This window comes from Acinetobacter sp. CS-2, assembly GCF_016599715.1.
GTDB lineage: Bacteria > Pseudomonadota > Gammaproteobacteria > Pseudomonadales > Moraxellaceae > Acinetobacter.
In genome coordinates this window covers 2045209-2067358 of the sequence record NZ_CP067019.1, presented here as the reverse complement: position 1 = coordinate 2067358, position 22150 = coordinate 2045209, and the positions used below count along the sequence as shown (strand labels likewise).

At 40.8% G+C, this 22150-nt stretch carries 15 protein-coding genes, 1 tRNA gene and 1 pseudogene; 13 read left to right on the top strand and 4 right to left on the bottom strand.

The annotated features are described in order from the left end of the window. The first annotated feature begins 113 nt into the window (after positions 1-113). On the top strand, positions 114-455 hold the full coding sequence (grxD, locus tag JFY49_RS10220; RefSeq protein ID WP_086175639.1) for a Grx4 family monothiol glutaredoxin: 342 nt from the start codon (positions 114-116) through the stop codon (positions 453-455). 65 nt (positions 456-520) lie between these two features. Here grxD and JFY49_RS10215 read toward each other — a convergent pair whose 3' ends face one another. Continuing rightward, on the bottom strand, positions 521-3160 hold the full coding sequence (locus JFY49_RS10215; RefSeq protein ID WP_227609436.1) for a Lon protease family protein: 2640 nt from the start codon (positions 3158-3160) through the stop codon (positions 521-523). 184 nt (positions 3161-3344) lie between these two features. Between JFY49_RS10215 and JFY49_RS10210 the strand changes: the two genes are divergently transcribed. The 4 genes from JFY49_RS10210 (at position 3345) to rpmE (ending at position 7852) form a co-directional block, all read left to right on the top strand. After that, entirely contained in the window at positions 3345-5507 is a 2163-nt protein-coding gene (locus tag JFY49_RS10210; protein WP_200222729.1) for an AmpG family muropeptide MFS transporter, read from the top strand. A 289-nt stretch (positions 5508-5796) separates the two neighbouring features. Then, entirely contained in the window at positions 5797-6198 is a 402-nt protein-coding gene (gloA, locus tag JFY49_RS10205) for a lactoylglutathione lyase (protein ID WP_166166964.1), read from the top strand. A 227-nt stretch (positions 6199-6425) separates the two neighbouring features. Beyond that, positions 6426-7424 carry a bile acid:sodium symporter family protein gene (locus tag JFY49_RS10200; protein ID WP_166166960.1) on the top strand — a complete coding sequence of 333 codons (999 nt, stop codon included), beginning with the start codon at positions 6426-6428 and terminating at the stop codon, positions 7422-7424. A gap of 203 nt (positions 7425-7627) precedes the next feature. Then, positions 7628-7852, top strand: coding sequence for a 50S ribosomal protein L31 (rpmE, locus tag JFY49_RS10195; protein ID WP_001200845.1), 225 nt, complete (start codon positions 7628-7630; stop codon positions 7850-7852). A gap of 86 nt (positions 7853-7938) precedes the next feature. On the opposite strand, the gene JFY49_RS10190 is transcribed toward rpmE, so the two are convergent. The 3 genes from JFY49_RS10190 to epmB are packed head-to-tail and all read right to left on the bottom strand — an operon-like array spanning position 7939 to position 12810. Then, complete coding sequence (locus JFY49_RS10190; protein WP_200222728.1) at positions 7939-10053, bottom strand: EAL domain-containing protein; 2115 nt, start codon at positions 10051-10053, stop codon at positions 7939-7941. Next, the gene (locus JFY49_RS10185) at positions 10035-11780 is read right to left on the bottom strand and encodes a GTPase (protein ID WP_200222726.1); all 1746 of its coding nucleotides are present in this window, start codon (positions 11778-11780) and stop codon (positions 10035-10037) included. The genes JFY49_RS10190 and JFY49_RS10185 overlap by 19 nt, the downstream gene beginning before the upstream one ends. A 13-nt stretch (positions 11781-11793) precedes the next feature. Further along, positions 11794-12810 (bottom strand): EF-P beta-lysylation protein EpmB, encoded by a 1017-nt coding sequence (gene epmB, locus JFY49_RS10180; RefSeq protein WP_200222724.1) that lies wholly within the window; start codon positions 12808-12810, stop codon positions 11794-11796. A gap of 70 nt (positions 12811-12880) precedes the next feature. Between epmB and efp the strand changes: the two genes are divergently transcribed. From efp to JFY49_RS17545, 8 genes and pseudogenes are all read left to right on the top strand, one after another. Continuing rightward, positions 12881-13450 carry an elongation factor P gene (efp, locus tag JFY49_RS10175; protein ID WP_086195645.1) on the top strand — a complete coding sequence of 190 codons (570 nt, stop codon included), beginning with the start codon at positions 12881-12883 and terminating at the stop codon, positions 13448-13450. Between the two features lie 173 nt (positions 13451-13623). Continuing rightward, entirely contained in the window at positions 13624-15729 is a 2106-nt protein-coding gene (locus JFY49_RS10170; RefSeq protein WP_086195644.1) for a carbon starvation CstA family protein, read from the top strand. Next, positions 15726-16028, top strand: a complete 303-nt coding sequence (locus tag JFY49_RS10165; RefSeq protein ID WP_166166948.1) for a YbdD/YjiX family protein — start codon at positions 15726-15728, stop codon at positions 16026-16028. Before JFY49_RS10170 ends, JFY49_RS10165 begins: the two co-directional genes overlap by 4 nt. A 96-nt stretch (positions 16029-16124) precedes the next feature. Then, positions 16125-17087, top strand: a pseudogene (locus JFY49_RS10160) (AAA family ATPase). Between the two features lie 24 nt (positions 17088-17111). Then, complete coding sequence (locus JFY49_RS10155) at positions 17112-18017, top strand: DUF58 domain-containing protein (RefSeq protein ID WP_200224856.1); 906 nt, start codon at positions 17112-17114, stop codon at positions 18015-18017. 3 nt (positions 18018-18020) lie between these two features. Then, positions 18021-20030 carry a transglutaminaseTgpA domain-containing protein gene (locus JFY49_RS10150; protein ID WP_200224855.1) on the top strand — a complete coding sequence of 670 codons (2010 nt, stop codon included), beginning with the start codon at positions 18021-18023 and terminating at the stop codon, positions 20028-20030. 31 nt (positions 20031-20061) lie between these two features. After that, positions 20062-20138: transfer RNA gene (locus JFY49_RS10145), tRNA-Val, on the top strand. A gap of 1745 nt (positions 20139-21883) precedes the next feature. Then, positions 21884-22054, top strand: a complete 171-nt coding sequence (locus JFY49_RS17545; RefSeq protein WP_227609434.1) for a hypothetical protein — start codon at positions 21884-21886, stop codon at positions 22052-22054. Positions 22055-22150 lie beyond the last annotated feature (96 nt).

Below are 22150 nucleotides of genomic sequence, written 5' to 3'. Positions count from 1 at the left end.
ATCCAGGACAGATTAAAAGCCCAAATGTAAATAAAAATGGAATTATTGCTTTAGACATACTGTTTCCTCCAGTTTTGGGTATAATGCGAGGCAGATTAGTTGAGGATTTATCAATGACTGAACAAGTACGCGATACTGAAGCGTTAATTCGTGACCAAATTGCTAAACATGCAGTATTACTTTACATGAAAGGTACACCACAATTTCCACAATGTGGTTTCTCTGCACGTGCAGTAGAAGCACTCAGTCAAATTGGTCGTCCATTTGCTTATGTCAACATTTTGGAAAACCCGGATATCCGTGCAACTTTACCGAAAATTGCTAACTGGCCTACGTTCCCACAATTGTGGATCAATGGTGAATTGATCGGTGGTAGCGATATCATGCTAGATATGTTCCAAAAAGGTGAGTTAAAACCTTTGGTCGAACAGTACAGCCCGGCACCTGAAGCTTAATTCAGTGATGTGAAGTTGAATTAAAAAAAGCGCCTTGAAGGCGCTTTTTTATATCTCAGAAAAAATCATACTTTTTCTGCGAGTGGGTCTTGCTCATTGGCTTTCGGCTCAACTGCTGCAGTGGTTACAGCTTCATTGGCAGATGCTTCACCTTTGGTTTTTTTCTTGTCTTTTTTCTTTTTTTTCTTTTTCTTCGGTTCTTCTTCCAGTTCAGCACCATCTTCAAGCGCCTGCCAATATTCTAATTGCGCCATGACTGCTGCATAAATGGAACCTTTACTGTAACGGCCTTTTTTGTTCAGTGTGCCGACAGGACGTGCCATTAAAATTTCTAGAGCCTGGTCAATGGTTTCAATGGCGTGAATATGGAACTGACCTTTGGCTACAGCTTCAATCACATCATGACGTAACATCAGGTGTTCCATATTTTGATGTGGAATAATCACTCCCTGTTTGCCTGTTAAGCCTTGCAGCTTGCAGGCATCATAGAAACCTTCAATTTTGGCATTGACACCGCCAATTGGCTGAACCTGACCCAACTGGTTCATGGAGCCGGTAATGGCCCAGGACTGGTCAATCGGTAACTGGCTAATGGCAGAAATAAGGGCAGAAAGCTCAGCTACGGTTGCGCTGTCACCGTCGATTTGACCATAACTTTGTTCAAAGGCGAGGGCAGCCGAAAAATGCAGCATCTGTTCACGACCAAAATGCGCTTTCAGAAAACTAGACATCAGCAATATGCCTTTGGCATGCAGTGAGCCCCCCAATTCGACACTACGCTCGATATCCAGAATGTCACCGCCACCTTGATAGACCGATGCAGTCAAACGTGAAGGTAAGCCAAATTCGACATCGGCATACTGAATCACCGATAGGGCATTAATTTGACCCAAACGGTGGCCTTTGGTTTCGATTAACTGCGTGCCACGCGTTAAATCTTGCCAGTACAATTCACGTAAATAACCCAAGCGATACTTGCGATGATCTAGTGCGGTATTGATATGTTTTTCCGAAACGGTTTTATCACCGGCTTGTGCTGCATGATGATGCGCTTCCCGGATCAGATCTCCCAAAGTTAAGGCATGTAATGACAAGGAACTTTGATCTTCTGCCTGACGGCTTGAGTCGGTGAGTAGTGCAGCTAGCGCAGAACGGTCGAAAGGTAATAGCTTGTCTGCCTGAACATAGTCTGCAATCAGTTGCATATAGGCTTGTTCGTTAATGTCATTACGTTGTAATGTGTCGGTGAAGTCGGCACGAATTTTAAACACGCTGCCGAGTTCAGGTTCCAGTTCTAAAATTTCATAATAAATTTCAGGTTCTGCAAGTAAAATCACTTTAATATTTAATGGAATCGCTTGTGGTTCGATGGAGATGCTGCCGGTTAAGGTCAGCATATGTTCCAGCGAGGACAGCTTTAATTTTCCAGATTTCAGGGCACGTTTTAAACCTTGCCAAGCATAAGGCTGTTCCAGCAGTTGTTCAGCTTCGAGCATCAGAAAACCACCATTCGCCCGATGTAGTGAACCCGGACGAATCAGGGTGAAATCGGTGGTGATGGTCCCATTTTGAGTAAGCTGTTCCACGTGTCCTAACAAGTTGTAGTGGGTCGGGAAGTCTTCAAAAATCACCGGCGCACCGCTATTGGGTTTGTAGGAAACAATGATGTTGGCCTGATAACGTGAAGGCACGCGACTGAAGATGCCCGGAGCAAAATCATCCTCTTCTTGCTCGAGAATAATTTCTACATTATTGATAATATCTTCCGCATAATATTGCAGATATTCTGTCAGGCCATCGACATCGGGATATTTGTTCTGAATCAGATCAATACGCGGCATCACCACCTGTTTAGCAATGTCACGGTTGAGATGCTGGACCTGATCTCGTGCATCATCTTCCAGATCACCTAAATGTAGGCCCAACCGCTCCAGTTTTTTATTCATGTAGCGAATGTTTGCAGCAATTTCTGCGCGCTGTTTGCTATCCAAGGCATTAATGTCTTCTTTAGACATTTCCTGATATTCATTGTTTTTAAGATGAACCGGCACGAAACAGTGTTCATCATCTTGCGAAATCAGTTTTAAGTCAAAGTTTGCACCTTCTTTGGTCAGTTCGACCAAGGCTGATTGCTGTTCATCGCCAGTTTGCTCGCGAATCATTTCAATACGGTTGTGATAGGTTTCCGCAGTAAAGCGCCGTTCCAGCTGTTTTAAGATGGTTTGCCAGGTTTGATGCAGCAAGGCCTGGAATTTAGGACCTTGTCCAGGCGGAAGTTCAAGTGCAATCGGCTGACGGGGAAACTTGAAATTGTTGACATAGACCCAGTCATTCGGGGTTTGCATGGTCTTGGCATGCTGTTGCAGTAAACGCTTGATCATGGTGCGTTTACCTAAGCCTGCTGTGCCTACCGCAAAAATATTATAGCCCGAGTAAGGCAAAGCGATGCCTGCTTCAACAGAGGCACGTGCGCGATCTTGCCCAAGAAAGTTATTGAGCGGTTTGATTCTTCGTGTTGACGCAGGAATTTTTTCAAGATTGGGAATATGCGTCAGTTGCTTGGGTTGAAGCTTTGTTTTGGTCAGGGTGTTTTGAATTTCCGGTTGATCGAATGCTGAAATTAAACTGCTTTGTAGAGGGTCTGGTTGAGTCACTGTAGTTGTTGCAGATAATGAAGAATTCATTTGATCGAGTTTTTGGGGCACTGTTTAAATCCAAAACTAAAATATTGCAATAGAGATTTAAAGGTATACAGGTTTAGTTGAAAAATTCAAGCGCGCAGGTCGTTTTTATCGACAAAATAAAATAATGATTTCACAATTATTGTTGAAACTGAACTTATTAAGCGTTTGAATAGCAGCATTCAGTTTTGCAGAAAAAAACAACGTAATGACAACACAATCTACAGGGTGGAAATCTGCCTTTACTGCTTTTCTCGATCGTCGTGCATTGATCATGCTGTTTTTAGGCTTTTCAGCCGGTATTCCCATTCTTTTGATCTTTTCCAGTCTGTCTTTATGGCTAGGTGAAGCCGGTATTGAAAAAAGTGCAGTAACCTTTTTTAGCTGGGCAGCCCTGGGCTATTCATTCAAGTTTGTCTGGGCGCCTTTGATTGACGAGTTGCCGGTGCCATTTTTGACTCAAAAGCTGGGGCGTCGTCGGGCCTGGTTGCTGATTGCACAAGTTTTAATTATCAGTGCCATTTGTATGATGGCTTTTTCTAATCCAGCACTTGGTCAGGGCTATTTGTATCAGATGGCAGCAGGAGCCGTATTACTCGGTTTCTCTGCAGCAACTCAGGATATTGTGATTGATGCCTATCGTATTGAGCTTGCAGAAACTGAAATGCAGACAGTGCTTGCCTCGACTTATAATGCAGGTTATCGCATCGGGATGATTGTGGCCGGTGCAGGTGCCTTGTTCCTTGCGGCCTCACTTGGAACGGCTAAGGGAAACTATATTTATAGCGCCTGGAAAATCACTTATTTGGTTATGGCAGCAGTCATGCTGGTCGGAATTATCACCACTTTAGTGATTCGTGAACCGAAGGTTGATCGTACTTATAAAAATTATAAGCGTAGTGATTACTATCGTCTGGTGGCCGTGTTTTTTGTTGCCGTGATTGGCTTTGTATTGAGCTATATTTTTTCCGGAACTCTAACCGAATCTGTTAAGGCACAATTTGCAATTACCGATTCATTATTGCTGTTTTGCTTTGAAACCTTGCGCTTTGTTGGATCTGCTGCGGTAGCCGTATTGCTGGGCTCATTATTGGTCAAAATGGGTGCGGTCAACAAGCAAATGGCTATGGAAACCTGGATCAGTCCGATTGCCGATTTTTTTAGACGCTATGGCTTAAAACTGGCTTTGGTTCTGTTATTGCTCATCGGTTTCTATCGCATCTCAGACATTATTGCCGGGGTCATCTCCAATGTGTTCTATCAGGATTTAAACTTCAGTAAAGAGCAGATTGCGGAAGCAGTAAAAATTTATGGGGTGATTTTCAGTCTGGTCGGTGGTTTCTTGGGTGGCTTGCTGGCACAGCGTATGAACATTATGAAACTGATGTTTGTCGGTGCGGTGCTGGCCAGTTCAACTAACCTGATTTTTATTGGTTTGGTCAAATCTGGTCAGCCAACCCATGATGTTCAAGTCACGGTAGGTCAGCACAAGTATCAGGTTCAATCGGATGAAGTGGGTTACTGGAAACTGAAAGTGCCGAGTCAGGTTTTGGCACAAGCCAATGCAGTACAGGTTCAAGTGCAATATCAAGATGATACACAACCCTCAGTAGTGAGCACAGTTCCCTATTTAAAACAGAATGCGCAACAGCAAGGTGCTCAATCAGGCATGATGCAAATTCTGCCGGTGACCAGCGATAATGTTATTGCTTCAAATGAACAACAGAACAGTCTGGTGGTACGGGGCCAGTATGTTGGGCAGCCCTTGAATGAAACACAAAAAATTGTCCTGAGTTTGGACGGTCAAAAATTTGATGCCAATCTGGACAAAACAGGTGTATTTAGCACCGCTATTCCAGCAGAAAGCCTGGTAAATTCAGCATCAAAACAGCTTGTGGCTGAAGTGATCGATAATGACAAAGCCATTTTAAGCGCACAGCATCGCTATACTATCGATATGAACTTAACTACAGCCAAAGATCTGGATATTGATGTACAGCCTTTAGCTGCAATCAATGTTCAATCGGCTGACGATGTTGAAATTAGCGGCAAGGTCATTAAACCTTATAGTTCACTGTGGTTATATTTTGCCATTATTGTCGATAACCTGGCATCTGGTTTGGCAGGTGCAGCATTCATCGCATTCCTGTCCAGTTTAACCAGTGTATCTTTCACGGCAGTACAATATGCCATTTTCAGTTCGCTGATGACTTTAACGCCGAAGATTTTAGGCGGCTACTCAGGAACCATTGTGACCAATATCGGTTATCCGAATTTCTTCCTTATGACCACGCTGATTGGCATTCCAATTTTAATCTTGGTGGTCTGGGTGGCGAAGCTGTTGCGTGAACATCAGCAACAGTCCAATTAAGCTCAAATTTTAAAAAAATGAATGAAAAACCCATTTTGTCTTGAAGATGAAATGGGTTTTTTCTTTGGCTAAAAATTGCAGTAAAGGTTCAGTCTTATTTTTTAAATAGCCTAAGCAAAGACTCCATCATTATCGTGCGCTGTGCTGTTAAGCAGAATATTGATTTAAAAATGTAATAATAATGGGGACGTGGAATAATAAATGATATCTACTACCAGATTGCGAAATTGAATTTTCCACAGCAACTCCCTATAGTGTCTGTAAAAATTGAAACATAGGAAAATGAATGATGCGCATGCTGCATACCATGTTACGTGTAGGCAATCTGGAACAATCTTTAAAGTTTTATACTGAAGTACTCGGTATGACTTTGCTTCGTAAACGTGATTATGAAGAAGGTCGATTCACTCTGGCTTTTGTCGGCTATGGTGATGAAGAAAACCATACCGTACTGGAATTGACGCATAACTGGGACACAGAAAGTTATGAGCTGGGCAATGGCTATGGCCATATTGCGATTGCGGTCGATGATGCCTATAAAGCCTGTGAAGAGATCAAGGCACGTGGTGGTAAGGTGGTGCGTGAAGCTGGTCCAATGAAGGGTGGTGTTACCGTGATCGCTTTTGTTGAAGATCCAGACGGCTATAAAATCGAGCTGATTCAGCAAGATGTCAATGCTAGAAATAACTAATAGACTTCTTTGCTCATTATTGACACTCTTTTTATTTTTTCTCCCATAAGGATAAATAAAAGGAATTGATGAAAGAAGTCTCATCATAAAGTGATATAGATAAACTAAATATTCAACATTGAGTTGAAACACTGGCTTTATTTATTCAGCCCAGTAAGATGAAACTTTACCGCAAGGTAAAATCACTTATTGGGTTTTTTATTGGCTGTCATTTACAGGACGTAATAATGTTAAAATTGTTGGCATTGGACCGCTTTACCATTTTGCTGGTAGTGATGGTAATTTTGGCCAGTATAGCTCCCGTATCAGGTGGCACTGCACAGGTTTTTGGAGTCATTACGACCATAGCGATTGCAATTCTATTTTTTTTGCATGGCGCTAAACTGTCCAGAGAAGCAGTAGTACAAGGCATGCTGCACTGGAAATTTCATGTGGTGGTCTTTGCTTTCACTTTTGCCTTATTTCCGCTTTTAGGTCTATTGGCCAAACCGATTCTTCTACCAATGCTGGGAAAAGAATTGTACTGGGGCTTCCTGTTTATGTGCTTCTTGCCATCCACCGTACAATCTTCCATTGCATTTACTTCGGTGGCAAAAGGTAATGTCGCCAGTGCAGTGTGCAGTGCTTCATTTTCCAATATTGTCGGGATGTTTATTACTCCTGTATTGGTCAGTTTCTTTATTTTAGGCCAATCGCAACATGGCTTTGATCCTACATCTTCAATTCTTCAAATTACCTTATTGTTACTGGTCCCATTTATATTGGGGCAGATATTACGTCCTTATGTTTATCCGTATATGTTGAAATTACCCGGTATTGTCAAAGCATTCGATCAGGGTACTATTCTCATGGTGGTGTATGGGGCATTTAGTGGGGCGGTGGTTGCCGGTTTGTGGCAAGAAGTGAGCTGGAAGACGTTGCTGATTTTGACCATAGCCTGTTCAGTATTCTTGACCATCATTATGCTATTGGCTTTATACATTCCGAAATGGTTGGGTTTCAACCGGGAAGATCAGATTGCGATGTTTTTCTGTAGTTCCAAAAAAACATTGGCCAGCGGGGTGCCTATGGCGCAAATCCTGTTTATTGGGCAGCCGTTGGGTATGATTGTGTTACCGATTATGATTTTTCATCAAATTCAGTTGATGGTCTGTGGGGTGATTGCCAACTACTGGTCAAAACATCCGGTAGATGAGTTTAACGCGATAGAAGAGTGTAAAGAATAATTCGCTATCTGTTATTTTTTCCCGTATAATTACGCCCACTTGTTGTGCTTAGCTCTGACGGTATCCGTCTCGGTGGGCCAAAAGAATGGTCTGTTGTGGTGTTGGTCTGGCTTTTTCCTGGATCAAGCTTATTCCTCATGAATCATGAGAGTGATCAATTGCGATGACAGCATAAGCCTTTCTTAACTTAGGAGTAATCGACGATGCGCGCCGATATTCACCCAAAATATGAAAAATTAGTTGCTACTTGTTCATGTGGTAACGTAATCGAAACTCGTTCAGCGCTTGGTAAAGAAACAATTTACCTAGACGTATGTTCAGCATGCCACCCATTCTATACTGGTAAACAAAAGAATGTGGACACTGGCGGCCGTATCGACAAATTCAAACAACGTTTTGCAGGTATGTCACGTTCTATCAAACGTTAATACCCAAAATGAAAAAAACGGGCTTCTTGCCCGTTTTTTAGGTCCGCTATTTCATCAATGACTCAATTACAGACCTTGTACAAGACCTATTGGTCTTGTACATCAATCAAATGATCCAGTTTTTTCTGGAAATAATCGCCCTGAATAAAACGAGCATCCACGTTCCATGCGTTTGCAAACAGAGTCATGTCATTGAGATCGCGCAGCATGATTTCGCTAGCTTTAATTTCCTGGAAGGCACTCAGCTTTTCCTGTAATTCTTGCGTCGATTTTTCTGTCTGCAGCATTTTGGTCAAATTCTGATGTAAAGTTAAACAATTTACATCAAGTTGACGTAACATCGACTCGCTATAAATGCTATTACCAAAGTCTCTGAGGGAAACTTCAGCGCCAAATTGACGTAACTGGGCAATATACTTTTGAGCATCTGAGATATTTTGACTAATATCTTCTTCTGAAAATTGTAAAACTAATGGATGCTTCAATTTACTGCGGACAATGGTAATGAGTTTGGAAATGAATTCAGGGAAGCTTCGGTCGTGTAATAGTACCGCTTTATTCAAATTCACAATCAATTTTGCTTCAGGATATTGAGTAATGAAATTATGCAGTTGTTTACATGATTCCACTAATATCCAGCGATCCAGTTTAATGGATAACTCAGGATCGTCTGCAAGTTCTCTTAAGCTAACCAGATCTTTCCAGGCATTTTCATAAATAAAGCCGCTAGTGACTTCATAAGTATATAAATTAGTGTCTTGCTTATCGTAGAGCTGTTGATATTTAAGGTGAATTTCACCGCGATCTAAGCTTTGTTGCAAGGCTCTGAGTAGGGCTGCTTCAGGTGAACTAGGTACTGCCTTAATTTCGGGTTGCTGTAGCTCAATGCTTGGAATGTTTAACGGTGTTTCTAATTCAAGTGCAGGAGTCGGCTGATTTTTCGGTAAAGCAGTCTTGTAAGCTGTAGCAATAAATTGTTCAAAATGTTTTTCATCACGTATTTCAGTATCGAGCAGTGTATAGCCAATTCTGAGATTCAGCGGATAGGATGTGTGATCAATGGACAATAATTGCGGTTTAGTTAATGAACTTAAACCGATAAGTTTGGACTCTAATTTGGCTTTAGATTCGGCTTGGAACAAGCCCACATAAATACCAAAACTTGTTTGAAATAATGGAGCATGAGTTTGCTCTTTTAAAAAATCCTTGATATTAGTGGAATAATTTTTGAGTGTATCCCACTCCTCTTTAAAAATATTATCAGGACAAGAAGCCAGGGAAAATACCACGAGGGCATTAATATCTGAAGGTTGTTGAGTGATGGTACGATTAATCAGCTGATAGGTATTGGACTTTGGAGCATCGGCTGTTGTAGATGTAGGCTGAACTGATGGTGAAGATTCAATATCAATCGTAATTTGTACGGCATCTTCTTCATTCGTAGAAGGTAAAAACTCAACTTTAAGCGGGTTTGGAACAGATATGTGATGATTTAAGCTGTTGATTTCAAAACGCCCTAAATCAAACTGACCTTGTGAAATTTTTTTAAAACGTAACTTAAAATCATTTAAATCTTTAGGCTGAAGTAGGTCGAGTAAGGGAAGTCCAACAATATCATCTTCATTGTTAAGTCCAAAAAGTGCTAAATATTCAGGGTTTGCCTGGACATGAATACCTTCCTGAATCAGTGCAATCGCTTTGTTGCTCTCTTGAACTAAAGACTGGGCCTGGGTTTGAGCTGTTTCTAGCTCTTCCATTAAATGTTGTTGTGTCAGCAGCAAACGACTGAGTGAAAGGGCACGTAAAAGACCAATATAAAAACGATCTGGATAATCCAGATTAAGAATGTCATAAATCCCTTTACGAATATAACCTGCGTATTGATCGGCCTGATAATCATCAGGTTTGAGCAGGATCATTGGAAGGTTTGGTTGCTTGGATAGGCGGATTAAGCTTAACGCCTGTTCATATTTTAAGTCATAAGCACGACCAAAAATAACCAGATCCCAAGTGTGATGTAATTGCTTTTCAAAGTTTTGTAAATCATCCAGCAAGGTTGCATGTACTAAATGTTCACTGGATGTTAAAAGGTCACGAATTTGGTTAAAACGTATTTGATTATCATCGATAATGAGTAAACGTGTTTCAGTACGTTTTAACTTTTTAGACAATAATGGATTTCTCACTTTAATGCTTCCCATAAATCGTGATTCTTGACTTCATTCGTTTGCTTATTAATAAAGTTGTTGATCAGGTTTTCTTGTTGCTCATTCAGTAATTCGAACTCAAAACGGATAAAACTTTGTGTAATGATTTGTGCTTTGGTGAGATAAATTTTTATTTCTTCTCGTCCCAGGCGTAAATGAATAGTTTGTTTTTCCCTAAACATATGTGAACCAGACACGATCAGGCTGGTGGATACCTCATCAACTTGGCTAGACTGAACGATTAGGGCAGGTTGGTAATTATTGCTATGACGATCTGTTTTGATCATGACAGCACAAGGGAATAAATCTTGTGCCAAGACTTCTAGTCCCAGTTCCAGGCTTTTGGCTGTTGACTGCTTGATCCAGCGGATCACACCGCCACGCCAAGGACTATGAGTATTTTCCTGAATTAAAATAAATTCGCCAGTTTTCAAATTCGAAGGTGCAGAGCCATTCCATTTAATTCTGTAACCATTGACACTGATGTCCAGAACTTCTGCGGAATAAATCTGTTTGGCTTCACGATCCAAAGTTTTTGCTGTAGTCATTTCAGCTGGGATATTCGAATTCATCGAATTAATAAAGCTGCTTTCATTATGGAATTGATAATTGGTATCTAATTCCAGAGTTTCATGAAAGTTTTTGCCCTTAGAGAGGTAAAAGTGTGCCACCGAAAGACTAAAACAGATTTGTAATTGTGCAGAATATTCATAACGTTCATGACGGCGTTCTGTATTGCTGGTAAGCAGATTGTGAATATGAAAGTGCAGGGCCGGGGTTAAAAATAGCTTTTCATTACGTGATAAGTAACCAGACTTTTTGGTTTGGGTTTCAGACAGATGATCTAATAAATTTTGTGTTGAAATATAGATAGTCGGTTTGTAAAGACTGGCCTGATTGATATTAAAAACAGGTGGATAGTCTTTATTGATATCGACAATATAGCGAGAAAGCGAGGTTTCTTTGGGTAAGACATGAACCAGTTTGGCCCAGTCAAAACTGCATAAATATAAGCCTTGCATTTCAGAAGGCCGAATTTGATGGGTATTCAGAATTTCCAGCAATACCAGTTGTGAATAAGCCTGAGCAACGGTTTGTAAAGGATGCTGCGTGTCTAAAATCTGATTGATATTGGTTTGATAAAAATTATTTTTAATTGCACATTCAATCAGCTGATGTGCAATTAACCATTGTCCAAATAAAGGCGTGCTATAGAGCAAATGTTGTTGATAAAGCAATAAAGACAATTGCTGCAAAGCATAATAAGTAGACACAATTCTGGCCGTTTGCAAACTCTTCTTTTGATTGAATGCAAATAGAGAAAACTTTTGCATACTGAGCTGGGTGTTGCAGCGTTTTGAAATATCGATATAAATTTTGGCAAAATGACTACGTAGCAGTATCGCTAGCTCAATGATCTGGTCGCTGCGGTCATTGCTCATCAGCCCCTGATTGAAAAAATGCTTTTCCAGGCTGCCTAAAACATTATCCAGGGTAGGATGCAGGATTTGAATCAAGTCAAAACGCAACATTTCCGGACATTTAAGTTCTGATATTTCCAGCAAGGCATTGAAAAGTTCTTTGGACGAATTCCCCAATTGAAGAATGGATAAATTGCATACCCAGTCTTGTAAGCCTTTTGCATTGGTTGGGCAGAAGCTTAATTTTTCCAACTTTAACTCTGTTGGTGTTTGGAAGATATCTGAATTACTCATAAGCATCGTTATTATTAACTCAAAAAGTTGAAACCCCAAAAAGCGGTGTTTTATTTTTTTCGCCCGCTATTTCCCTAACGAGTTTAGGAACCAAATATCCCGGCAGGTTCTCTAAAACCTCTTTATATATCAGATTAATTTCTTCAGGACTTAAGTCAAAATGATGGGCACCTTTTACTTTGTCTAATACATGTAAATAGTATGGCATCACGCCCGCTTCAAACAGACGATAACTTAAGTCCACTAACGGCTGCGCAGAATTATTAACCCCTTTTAATAAAACTGCCTGATTCAGCACGGTAATTTGATGTTGAACCAACGCTGAAAGTTTGGAACAGGTAAACTCGTCCAGCTCATCGGCATGATTTGAGTGTACCACTAGAATAATGCGCAGCCTACTGTTTTTTAATAAGGAAATCAGCTCTTCATCGACACGGTTGGGGATTACGATCGGAACCCGTGAATGAATTCTCAAAAATTTAATTTGCGGCATGGACTCAAGACGTTCAATCCACAGGGCAAGTTTTCGATTTGATAGGGTAAGCGGGTCGCCACCGCTCAAAATAACTTCATTTATATCTGGTTGATTTTGAATGTATTGTTTAATATTTGGCCAATCTTCGTTTTTTGGCAGGTTTTCTTGATAAGGAAAATGGCGGCGGAAACAGTAACGACAATGAACTGCACAAGCCCCGGTTAAGGTGAGTAAAAAACGCGATTTATATTTATGTAATACGCCTGGCTGTTGATTGGCCTGTTCCTCACCTAAAGGATCGGTTACAAAACCAGGATGATCTTCAAGTTCCAGATGATGGGGTAATACTTGTAACAGCAGAGGGTCAAGCGGGTCGCCAATGCTCATTTTTCCGACGAACGCACGGGGAACACGCAACTTAAACTTTTCAGAAGCCAGGATTGCCCCTGATAATAATTGATCAGGCGAGAGCTGAAGTGTTTCAAGCAACTCTAAAGGATCCGTAATCAGGTCACTCAGTTGAGATTGCCAGTTTTGCTCTTGATACAAATAGTTTATCATGCCAGATGTTAAAAATAATGCTAGTCTAGCATTAATAGATTTAAGTTAGTAAGTTTGGAGCGAGCCTTTCATGGCCAATTATTCTACAAATGACTTTAAGCAAGGCCTTAAAGTAATGCTTGACGGCAACCCATGTTCAATCATGGAAAATGAATATGTAAAACCTGGTAAAGGTCAAGCATTCAACCGTGTAAAACTTCGTAACCTTAAAACAGGTAAAGTTTTAGAAAAAACTTTTAAATCGGGTGACTCTTTAGAAGCAGCGGACATCGTGGAAGTAGAAATGAACTACTTGTACAATGATGGTGAAATGTGGAACTTCATGGATCCTGAAACTTTTGAACAGATTACTGCAGACAAAACTGCAATGGGTGATGCTGCAAAATGGTTAAAAGACGATTCTAACGAACTTTGTACAATTATGTTATTCAATGGCGTTCCATTGACAGTAAGTGCACCAAACTTCGTCGTATTGAAAATCGTGGAAACTGATCCAGGCGTACGTGGTGATACTTCTGGCGGCGGTGGCAAGCCAGCTAAACTCGAAACTGGCGCTGTTGTTCGTGTACCATTATTCGTACAGCAAGAAGAAAGCGTTCGTGTAGACACTCGTACGGGTGACTATTTAGAACGTGCATAATGGTTTTAAAATAGACTATTATCGAAAGGGATGATCAAAATCATCCCTTTTTTTATGCCAAAGTATTAGATGAAAAGCAAAATATGAGGAGTACAGTCGCAAGGGAAAAAACAGCAGTATACCGAACAATAAAAAATGAATGCTGATTTATGCATTAGATATGAGGGCTTTACATGGAAACGATTCAACCGAAGTTATCAATAACTTCCAAAATAGTGTGGCTTCTGGTGGCAGTTCTAGGTGCGGTGTCCTTTGGGATACTTGCAATCAGCAGAGGTGAGCATGTCAATGCAGTTTGGCTGGTTTTAGCTGCCATCTGTGTCTATAGCATCGCTTATCGCTTCTATAGCTTATTTATTGCCAATAAAGTTTTTGAACTCAATGCCAGACGTTTAACCCCCGCTCACCGTCTGGCAGATGGTCTGGATTATGTGCCTACCAATAAATATGTCCTGTTTGGACACCACTTTGCAGCCATTGCCGGTGCCGGGCCTTTAGTCGGGCCAATTCTTGCGGCACAAATGGGCTACCTGCCAGGAACCATCTGGTTGCTGGTCGGTGTTGTACTTGCAGGCGCTGTGCAGGATTTTTTAGTCCTGTTTATTTCGACCCGCCGTGATGGACGATCACTGGGTGAAATGGCAAAGCAGGAGCTTGGTTCTTTTGCCGGTATCATTGTGATGCTAGGTGCATTAGGCGTCATGATCATTATTCTTGCTGTGCTTGCCTTGGTGGTGGTGAAAGCCCTAACCAACAGTCCATGGGGTGTATTCACCATTTCAGCCACTATTCCAATCGCCTTGTTTATGGGCGTATATATGCGTTATATCCGTCCGGGAAAAATTGCCGAGGTTTCAATCATCGGTTTTGTGCTGATGATGCTGGCGATTGTCTATGGCGGTAATGTGGCAGCTGATCCGTACTGGGGGCCCATCTTTACCCTTTCAGGTACGCAGTTGACCTGGTGTCTGATCACTTATGGTTTCATTGCTTCTGCATTACCGGTCTGGCTGTTGCTAGCTCCACGTGATTACTTGTCTACCTTCTTGAAGATTGGCGTGATTGCCGGTCTGGCCGTGGGCATTATGGTGGCATTGCCTGAAATGAAAATGCCGGCGGTAACGCATTTCGTGGATGGTACAGGTCCTGTCTTTGCCGGTTCGATGTTCCCGTTCCTGTTCATTACCATCGCCTGTGGTGCCATTTCCGGTTTCCATGCCCTGGTTTCTTCAGGTACGACACCTAAACTGGTTAATAACGAAGTGGATATTCGCGTGATCGGTTATGGTGGCATGTTGATGGAATCTTTCGTTGCGGTTATGGCAATGATTTGCGCGACCATTCTTGAGCCTGGCGTATATTTCGCAATTAACGCACCTGCTGCGGTCCTCGGTACAACGGTGGAAAGTGCGGCAGAAGCGGTACGTACTTTAGGCTTTGTGGTGACACCTGAAGCCTTGACCCTGCTTGCTCAGGAAGTGGGTGAAAGTTCGATTCTTTCACGTACTGGTGGTGCTCCAACATTTGCCATTGGTATGGCGCACATTATTACGGAAATTTTCAATAACCGTTCCATGATGGCGTTCTGGTATCACTTTGCCATTCTGTTTGAAGCATTGTTTATTTTAACAGCGGTAGATGCCGGTACACGTGCTTGCCGTTTTATGGTTCAGGATACTGTCGGTATTGTAATTCCTGCGGTGAAACAATCGCACAATTTCTTTGGTAACTTGTTGGGTACCGCAGTCGCTGTTGCAGGCTGGGGTTTCTTCGTTTATCAGGGTGTGATTGATCCGCTCGGTGGAATTAACAGCTTATGGCCACTATTCGGTATTGGTAACCAAATGCTGGCAGCTATGGCACTGATTTTAGGCACAGTCATTCTGTTTAAAATGAAGAAAGAAAAATATGTTTGGATCACGATTGTTCCCACCATTTTCCTGTTCATTACCTGTATGACTGCTGGCTGGCAAAAAATCTTCCATGAAAATCCGAAAATTGGTTTTCTGGCACAGGCCAACCGTTTCTCTGATGCCATTGCTCGTGGAGAAATCTTAAAGCCAGCCAAAGACATTGCTGAAATGCAAACGATTGTGTTCTCTAATCAGATTAATGCAGTACTGTGCGGTTTCTTCATGATTGTGGCGGTGGTGATGCTGTTTGCTGCGATTGGTGTCATTCGCCGCGCATTGGCAAATCCAAATCCGACTGTGCATGAATCTGAAGCCATTTACAGTGATGAGATTAGCTCCAATGAAGTGGCAGGAGAGGTGAAATGAGTCTAAAAGATCAAATTCGCCAAAAACTGGCACTGGGTAAAATCATCAAGTTTACGGTATTGGCTCAACCGAAACAGTTTTTGATGCTAAATGGCATTAAAACCATTCAGCTCATTTGGCAACGCCTGCAGCAAAGCTTTCGCTTAATGGTAGGTGTGCCAGATTATCAGACCTATTTGGCGCATATGGCAAAACATCATGCTGATTTAACCCCCATGGATGCCAAAACATTTTACCGTCACTGCGTGGATGCACGTTATCCAAGCGCAGGCGGTGGAATGAAAAAATGTCCCTGCTAGCCTGAAGATATCTTTGTCTGAAATCTTCTGATTTATTTGGAAAAACCGGAAAACGGTGTATGTTAATCATGCACCGTTTTTTATTGGGGAAAGAGTGTGATTTGGGGTATGAATAAAGTTCAAAAACAGGAACTCACGCTAGCGCAACAAGAGCTGAATTTTCAGGTGGAATCTTATGCGGCAAAAGTTCAGGCATTCTTGACTCAAATCAATCGCATTATTTTGGATAAAGAACAGCAAACCAAACTGGCTTTATGTTGTTTGCTATCCGGTGGACATGTGCTGTTTGAAGATTTGCCGGGTCTGGGTAAAACTACCTTGTCCAGTGCCTTGTCGCATATTGCCGGATTGAAGTTTCAGCGTATTCAGTTTACCAATGACATGCTTGCCAGTGATGTGATTGGGGTGAACATGTTTAACCAGAAAGAGCATCAGTTTGAATTCAAGCAGGGACCTATTTTTACTCAAATCTTGCTGGCTGATGAAATTAACCGCTGTAGTCCCAAAACGTAAAGTGCTTTGCTGGAAGCGATGGAAGAAGGCCAGGTGACGGTAGATGGAGTGCGTTATGACTTACCGCGACCTTTTTGGGTCATCGCTACGCAAAATCCGTTGTTTCAGAGTGGAACTTATAGTTTGCCTGAATCGCAGCTCGACCGTTTTTTAATGCGCTTGTCACTGGGCTATCCATCACGTTCTGCAGAAAAACTGCTATTACAGCAAGATTCCCGCTATGCCTTGATTTCAACCTTGCAACATGTCTTTAATGAAAATGAAATTCTAGCCATTCAACAATTGGTGACACAGCTTTATATTGCCGACGGAGTGCTGGATTATCTGCTGGATCTGGCTGCTGAGACCCGTAAAAGCCCGCATGGTTTATCGACCCGCGGATTATTAGCCTTGAAAAAAGCAGCTCAGGCGCACGCCTTTATTGAACAGCGTAGTTATGTGACTCTAGATGATGTACAGGCAGTATTTGCCGCTGTGGTGTCGCATCGTATAGGCTTAAGTGAAGCAGAAACCTTGCAACTGATGCAGCAAGTCCAGATCAGCTAAAGGGTGATTGACTTGACTACACTTTTGACCCAGCCGTGGCACAAATGGTTAGCGAAACGCTTCCAGTTTAAAAAAATCAAACAGCTCTCGCAAAAAGACATTCTGATTTTTATCTATCAGCAGGGATACCTGTATCTAGTGTTGATTTTGCTGACCTTTATTGCCGGGGTAAATTATGCCAACAACCTGATTCTGGGTTTTTGCTTTCTTGTCAGTGCCATTTTATGTATCAGCTTTTATTTAACCTTTAAGCAGTTGCATGGGCTCAAGGTTGAGGTTTCAGTCAATGAAGTTGGGCAGGTGGGCCATCAACTGGATTTGCAACTCCATTTTCAGCAAGCGCAAAAGCAGCCGCGTTATTTGTGGGTTAAAACCAGCCAGCATTTGGAAAAAATCTTTATTTCAGAATTGAAGCAAAACATGACCTTGTCATTTTTTGCTGAAAAAAGAGGGAGGTTTGATTATCCAACCCTTCAGGTCTATTCAGTTTATCCTTTTGGGCTGGTGCGTGCCTGGACCTATTTTTACTTGAAAGAATATTCATGGGTGGCACCCAAAGCTGCTTTTTATCCTGCAGAAAACAAGCAGCATCAACACAGTTTTGAGCCGGATATGGATGAATTTCGTGAACTGCATAATTTCAAGGCGGGAGATAGCTTGCAAGCAGTGTCATGGAAGCAGGCAGCGCGTGGCCAAGGTTTATATATCAAGGTATTTGAACAGCACAATGAGCAGCCGAATATTGAAATTCATTATCAGAATATGCCGAGTACTCAGCATGAAGAAAAACTGAGCCTCATGATGGGCTTAATTGAACAATGTGAGCAAATGCAGTGTGCATATGCAGTTTTTTTGCCGCAAGCTGAACTGGCTGCAGGTTTGGGTAATAGCCAGTTATTACAGGCTAAAAAACTTTTGGCACAGGCTTAAATGATGATTGATACACAGATCAGAACCTCGATACTGATGACCCTGTCATTGATACTTCTGGCACAGGTTGGGTTTAATCCGCTGCTATTAAGCCTTATTTTTGCCCTGATGATTCTTTTTTTATTTTATAGCTTAAAAGATCAATCCAGGGCTTTATCCAGAATATGGACTTTTGTCCTGACTTTCATAGCTTTGGCTGTAATTTATTTTAACTATCAAACTTTTATTGGTATAGAAGCTGGAGTTGCCGTTTTATCGACTTTCTTATTTGCTAAGGCTTTAGAAAGCAAGAATAAACGTGATGTCATTATCCTGTTTAATTTTGCCATGTTTGTTAGTGCCAGTTCATTTTTATTTAGCCAGTCCATCTGGATGGCACTGATGGTGCTGCTCTGTTTACTCAGCTGCCTGATTGGCCTGTACCGTTTACAAACCCATGAATTTAGACAATTGCAAAATTCATCTGGCGCATTGCAAACTGATGCCAAACATGTGGGTAAATTCATGATTCTGGCGTTGCCTTTTTTTATCTTACTGTTTGTGTTTTTCCCCCGCTTGCCGCCGCTTTGGGCGATTCCGATCCCGGTACAAAAAAGTGTCACTGGGATGAGTGACAGCATGTCACCAGGGGATATTGCCGAGTTGTCGCAGTCAAGCAGTCTGGCATTTCGAATTATTGGCGATATGAACCAATTGCCAGACCGCAATGATTTATATTGGCGAGCGATGGTTTTAGACCAGTATGACGGTAAAACCTGGACTAGCAGTTTTGTCAATGAAAAACCGGTCGCAATTCAAAATCTAAAGAACGGAAAATACAGTTTTAATTATCAGTATTTAGCTGCTGATCCTCATGTGATGTGGGTGATGGGACTCGAACAATCGCGACCATTACAACAGAACTATCAGTTAAAACAGGATGGCCGTATTACGCCGGTACGACAAATTTTGCAGAATCAGCCGATTGCATTGCGATGGCTGGGCAATGCTCAGTCGCAAGAACAGACTTTATATAAAACAGGATTTTTGCAACAGATCAATACCAAAATTCCAGAGCGCTTGGATGAGCAATCACGCCAGTTTGCATTCGAGATGTTCAAGCGGAGTGGACAGCAACCTGAACGCTATGTCAGCAATATTTTGCAGTGGTATAAAAATAATGATTTTGCCTACACCTTGAATCCCGGCTTGCTGGGAGAAAACCGGATAGATGAATTTCTGTTTCAATCACGTCGTGGTTTTTGTGAGCATTATGCCTCAAGTTTTGCTTTGCTTATGCGTTATGTCGGCATACCTGCACGTGTAGTGGTGGGTTATCAGGGTGGACAACTTGCCCCTGATCGAGCCAGCTGGGAGGTGCGACAGCTCGATGCACATGCATGGACCGAAGTCTTGTTGCATGGAAAATGGCAAAGAATCGATCCTACAGCGATTATCGCGCCACAACGCATAGATGGGGGAATGCAAAATTATATTGAAAGTGATCGCAGTATTTTGGGCAATAAAGAACAGAAATGGAGATATCGCCAGTTTGCAGTGATGAAAAACCTGAGAATCTGGAGTGACTATGCGAGTTATCAATGGCAAAGCAAGGTGGTGGGCTATGATGCCGAAAAGCAGCAAGGCTGGTTGTCCAAGCTGGGTATTAAAAATGCTTATGCCAGCAGTATCATCATGTTATTGAGTATTCTGCTGGTGGTGGCGGTTTATTTTATCTGGATTTTTTATCGAAACAGTCGGTCGGTTTCAGATTATGAGCGTGCCATTCAACAATTTTCCAAACAATTGGAACTCAGCTTGCGCAAGCAGCCTGCAGAAACTTTTTATAGCTGGATGCTTCGTTTGGCTGAACGGGCAGAACAGGACCAGCAACAGATATTTATTCAAACAGCACAGCATTATCAGCAACAGCACTATTCTTTAATGCAAAATCACCAGCAAATAAAGCAATTTAGAAAAATGCTTAAAACATGTGCAAATACTTTAAAAAATAATAGAAAGCACTTGTCTTAAAAAATAAAAGTGAATATGATTCACAATACTTAGGTGTATAGCTCAGTTGGTTAGAGCGCTACGTTGACATCGTAGAGGTCAGCAGTTCGAGTCTGCTTATACCTACCAATATTCTAAACGTTATGTTATAAGGGTTTTAAGCGAAATCAGTAGCTTAAAACCCTTTTTTATTGTCTTGAGGAATGTTCACCGTTATCTGCACTATCTTTTTTATAATCACTACTTTTTACCGATATTGCAGTTAAATTTACGTCAAGATTTTTGGAATTTACGTCATGAAAATACCTAAGCTAAGAAAGTGCGGTTCACGTCACCTCATAGCCATAGTGGCTTAAACCTGCTTTGGTGTCGCTTAGCAGAACATGCTTTAGAGTAAAAATCTCGCATGGGGGTGACAACCCAAACAAAAACTTAGAACGAAAGCAAGTAAAGCAGACTATGCATGTTAGGTTTGTCTAATTGTGAGTCGTTATGGACCAAAGCATAGAACTTCTGTGGTGATCAATTCAAAATCAGATCAGCTGTGAAATAAACGTGATATTTATCAAAAAATTACGAAATAAACTGATTGATTAAATAGCAAATACCGGGTAATTTTTTATCAGGTTAGACGAAGTTATATATCGCCTAGCTGGGAAAAACGACTGACACTCGGAAAGACGAGAAGTACCATAACCGCTCACAGCAATGTGAGCGTTTTTAATGCCCTGAGAAATGTTTTTTGTGTAAGCAATATCAGGGCACCCAGATTAGATTTTAATAATTATTATTGTCTAACAAAAATCAAAAATAACTTAAAGTAACCGAACAGAAACTATTTATGCATATTTTTTATACTTTGTAATTTGCTTTAGAGTGATAATTTTTAACTACATCAAGAGAGCACAGCATTAATAAAAATAATAAAATGGTTATCAAAGACTTCACCTGCTTAATCACATCCCCAGATTAAGCGGGTTTTTTAATATTTAATATATTATTAATCAAGTCTTTCTAAAATTTTGATTAAATTAGTAATATTTTAATTTTTGGTATATTCCGCCACTGAATGTTACTTGAATAGTGTACAAAATAGTCAATAGAAACTGCTGTAGTTTCTGAATGGTCTTTCAAGATCCTTAGTTTATAAGCCCACATCGTCTTTCCATGTGTGGGCTTTTTTTTTGCATGGAGAAAAGTAATGCTTCATTGTTTCTTAAGGCGTTTATTTGGTCTTCATGATGCGACTGAAATTGAATACACGATTGATGGTAAAGAAATTAAGGTATGCCGTTATTGCTTGAAAGAAGTGAAGTAATTACTGATCAAAAAAATGCGATTAATTAAATTAATAATCATATTTTTTTATTTTCACAATGCTGAAATAATTTAATCTTATATTTCACTGAAAACAAATAATAACTCCAACAATTCTAAGGTATTGGCGCAATTAAGCCTGTTTAATTTTGGAGAGTTAAGCAGGCTTTTTTATTGAAGATTTTTATCTTTTGTCGAAAGTATTACGACATATAAGCCTCGTCATTAATATGTCGGGGCTTTTCTTTTTCTAGAATATGTATAAAAACTAAAGCATAAAAATACTCTGGTTTTTATTTATAAAATTTCATCTTTTATAAATTTTGGTAGTTTTTGCTATTCATATATTTTAAATACATATTTAGAATGCGCCAACAAATTGAAACGCTGTAGTTTCTCTGGTTTTGGTCCTATGCATCCCTCGCATGGGACTTTTTTTTTGGAAAAAATTATGCTCCAATTCTTAATGTGTTTATTTGGCCTGCATAGTGCTACTGAAGTTGACTACACGGTTGATGACAAAGAAATCAAGGTGTGTCGGGATTGTTTGAAAGAGATTGGTTAAGGCGGTTTTCATTTTTTATCATGCTTTAGATAATCAATTTTTAGAACTTAATAAGAATGAAAAATGCATTGTAAGCACCTTAGCTGAGAAAGTATTAGATCAAAAAATCAAAGGTGAAAATCTTGATGTATTGGGATTGGTAGTTCCCTCAAATTTAGAATAAATTGGATTGTATGGTCTTGGGCTTTCCTTTGCTAAATGTGCGAAAGTTGTAAATGATCATCTATTTAGCAAAGCCTTTGAAAAATTTTGTCAAGAA

What these genes read in the sequence shown, in the direction of transcription:
- epmB (WP_200222724.1), bottom strand. Translation starts at nt 12,810, where the DNA reads ATGATAAACTATTTGTATCAAGAGCAAAACTGGCAATCTCAACTGAGT.
- grxD (WP_086175639.1), top strand. Translation starts at nt 114, where the DNA reads ATGACTGAACAAGTACGCGATACTGAAGCGTTAATTCGTGACCAAATT.
- JFY49_RS10190 (WP_200222728.1), bottom strand. Translation starts at nt 10,053, where the DNA reads ATGGGAAGCATTAAAGTGAGAAATCCATTATTGTCTAAAAAGTTAAAA.
- efp (WP_086195645.1), top strand. Translation starts at nt 12,881, where the DNA reads ATGGCCAATTATTCTACAAATGACTTTAAGCAAGGCCTTAAAGTAATG.
- gloA (WP_166166964.1), top strand. Translation starts at nt 5,797, where the DNA reads ATGCGCATGCTGCATACCATGTTACGTGTAGGCAATCTGGAACAATCT.
- JFY49_RS10210 (WP_200222729.1), top strand. Translation starts at nt 3,345, where the DNA reads ATGACAACACAATCTACAGGGTGGAAATCTGCCTTTACTGCTTTTCTC.
- JFY49_RS10150 (WP_200224855.1), top strand. Translation starts at nt 18,021, where the DNA reads ATGATTGATACACAGATCAGAACCTCGATACTGATGACCCTGTCATTG.
- JFY49_RS10185 (WP_200222726.1), bottom strand. Translation starts at nt 11,780, where the DNA reads ATGCTTATGAGTAATTCAGATATCTTCCAAACACCAACAGAGTTAAAG.
- rpmE (WP_001200845.1), top strand. Translation starts at nt 7,628, where the DNA reads ATGCGCGCCGATATTCACCCAAAATATGAAAAATTAGTTGCTACTTGT.
- JFY49_RS10165 (WP_166166948.1), top strand. Translation starts at nt 15,726, where the DNA reads ATGAGTCTAAAAGATCAAATTCGCCAAAAACTGGCACTGGGTAAAATC.
- JFY49_RS10170 (WP_086195644.1), top strand. Translation starts at nt 13,624, where the DNA reads ATGGAAACGATTCAACCGAAGTTATCAATAACTTCCAAAATAGTGTGG.
- JFY49_RS10200 (WP_166166960.1), top strand. Translation starts at nt 6,426, where the DNA reads ATGTTAAAATTGTTGGCATTGGACCGCTTTACCATTTTGCTGGTAGTG.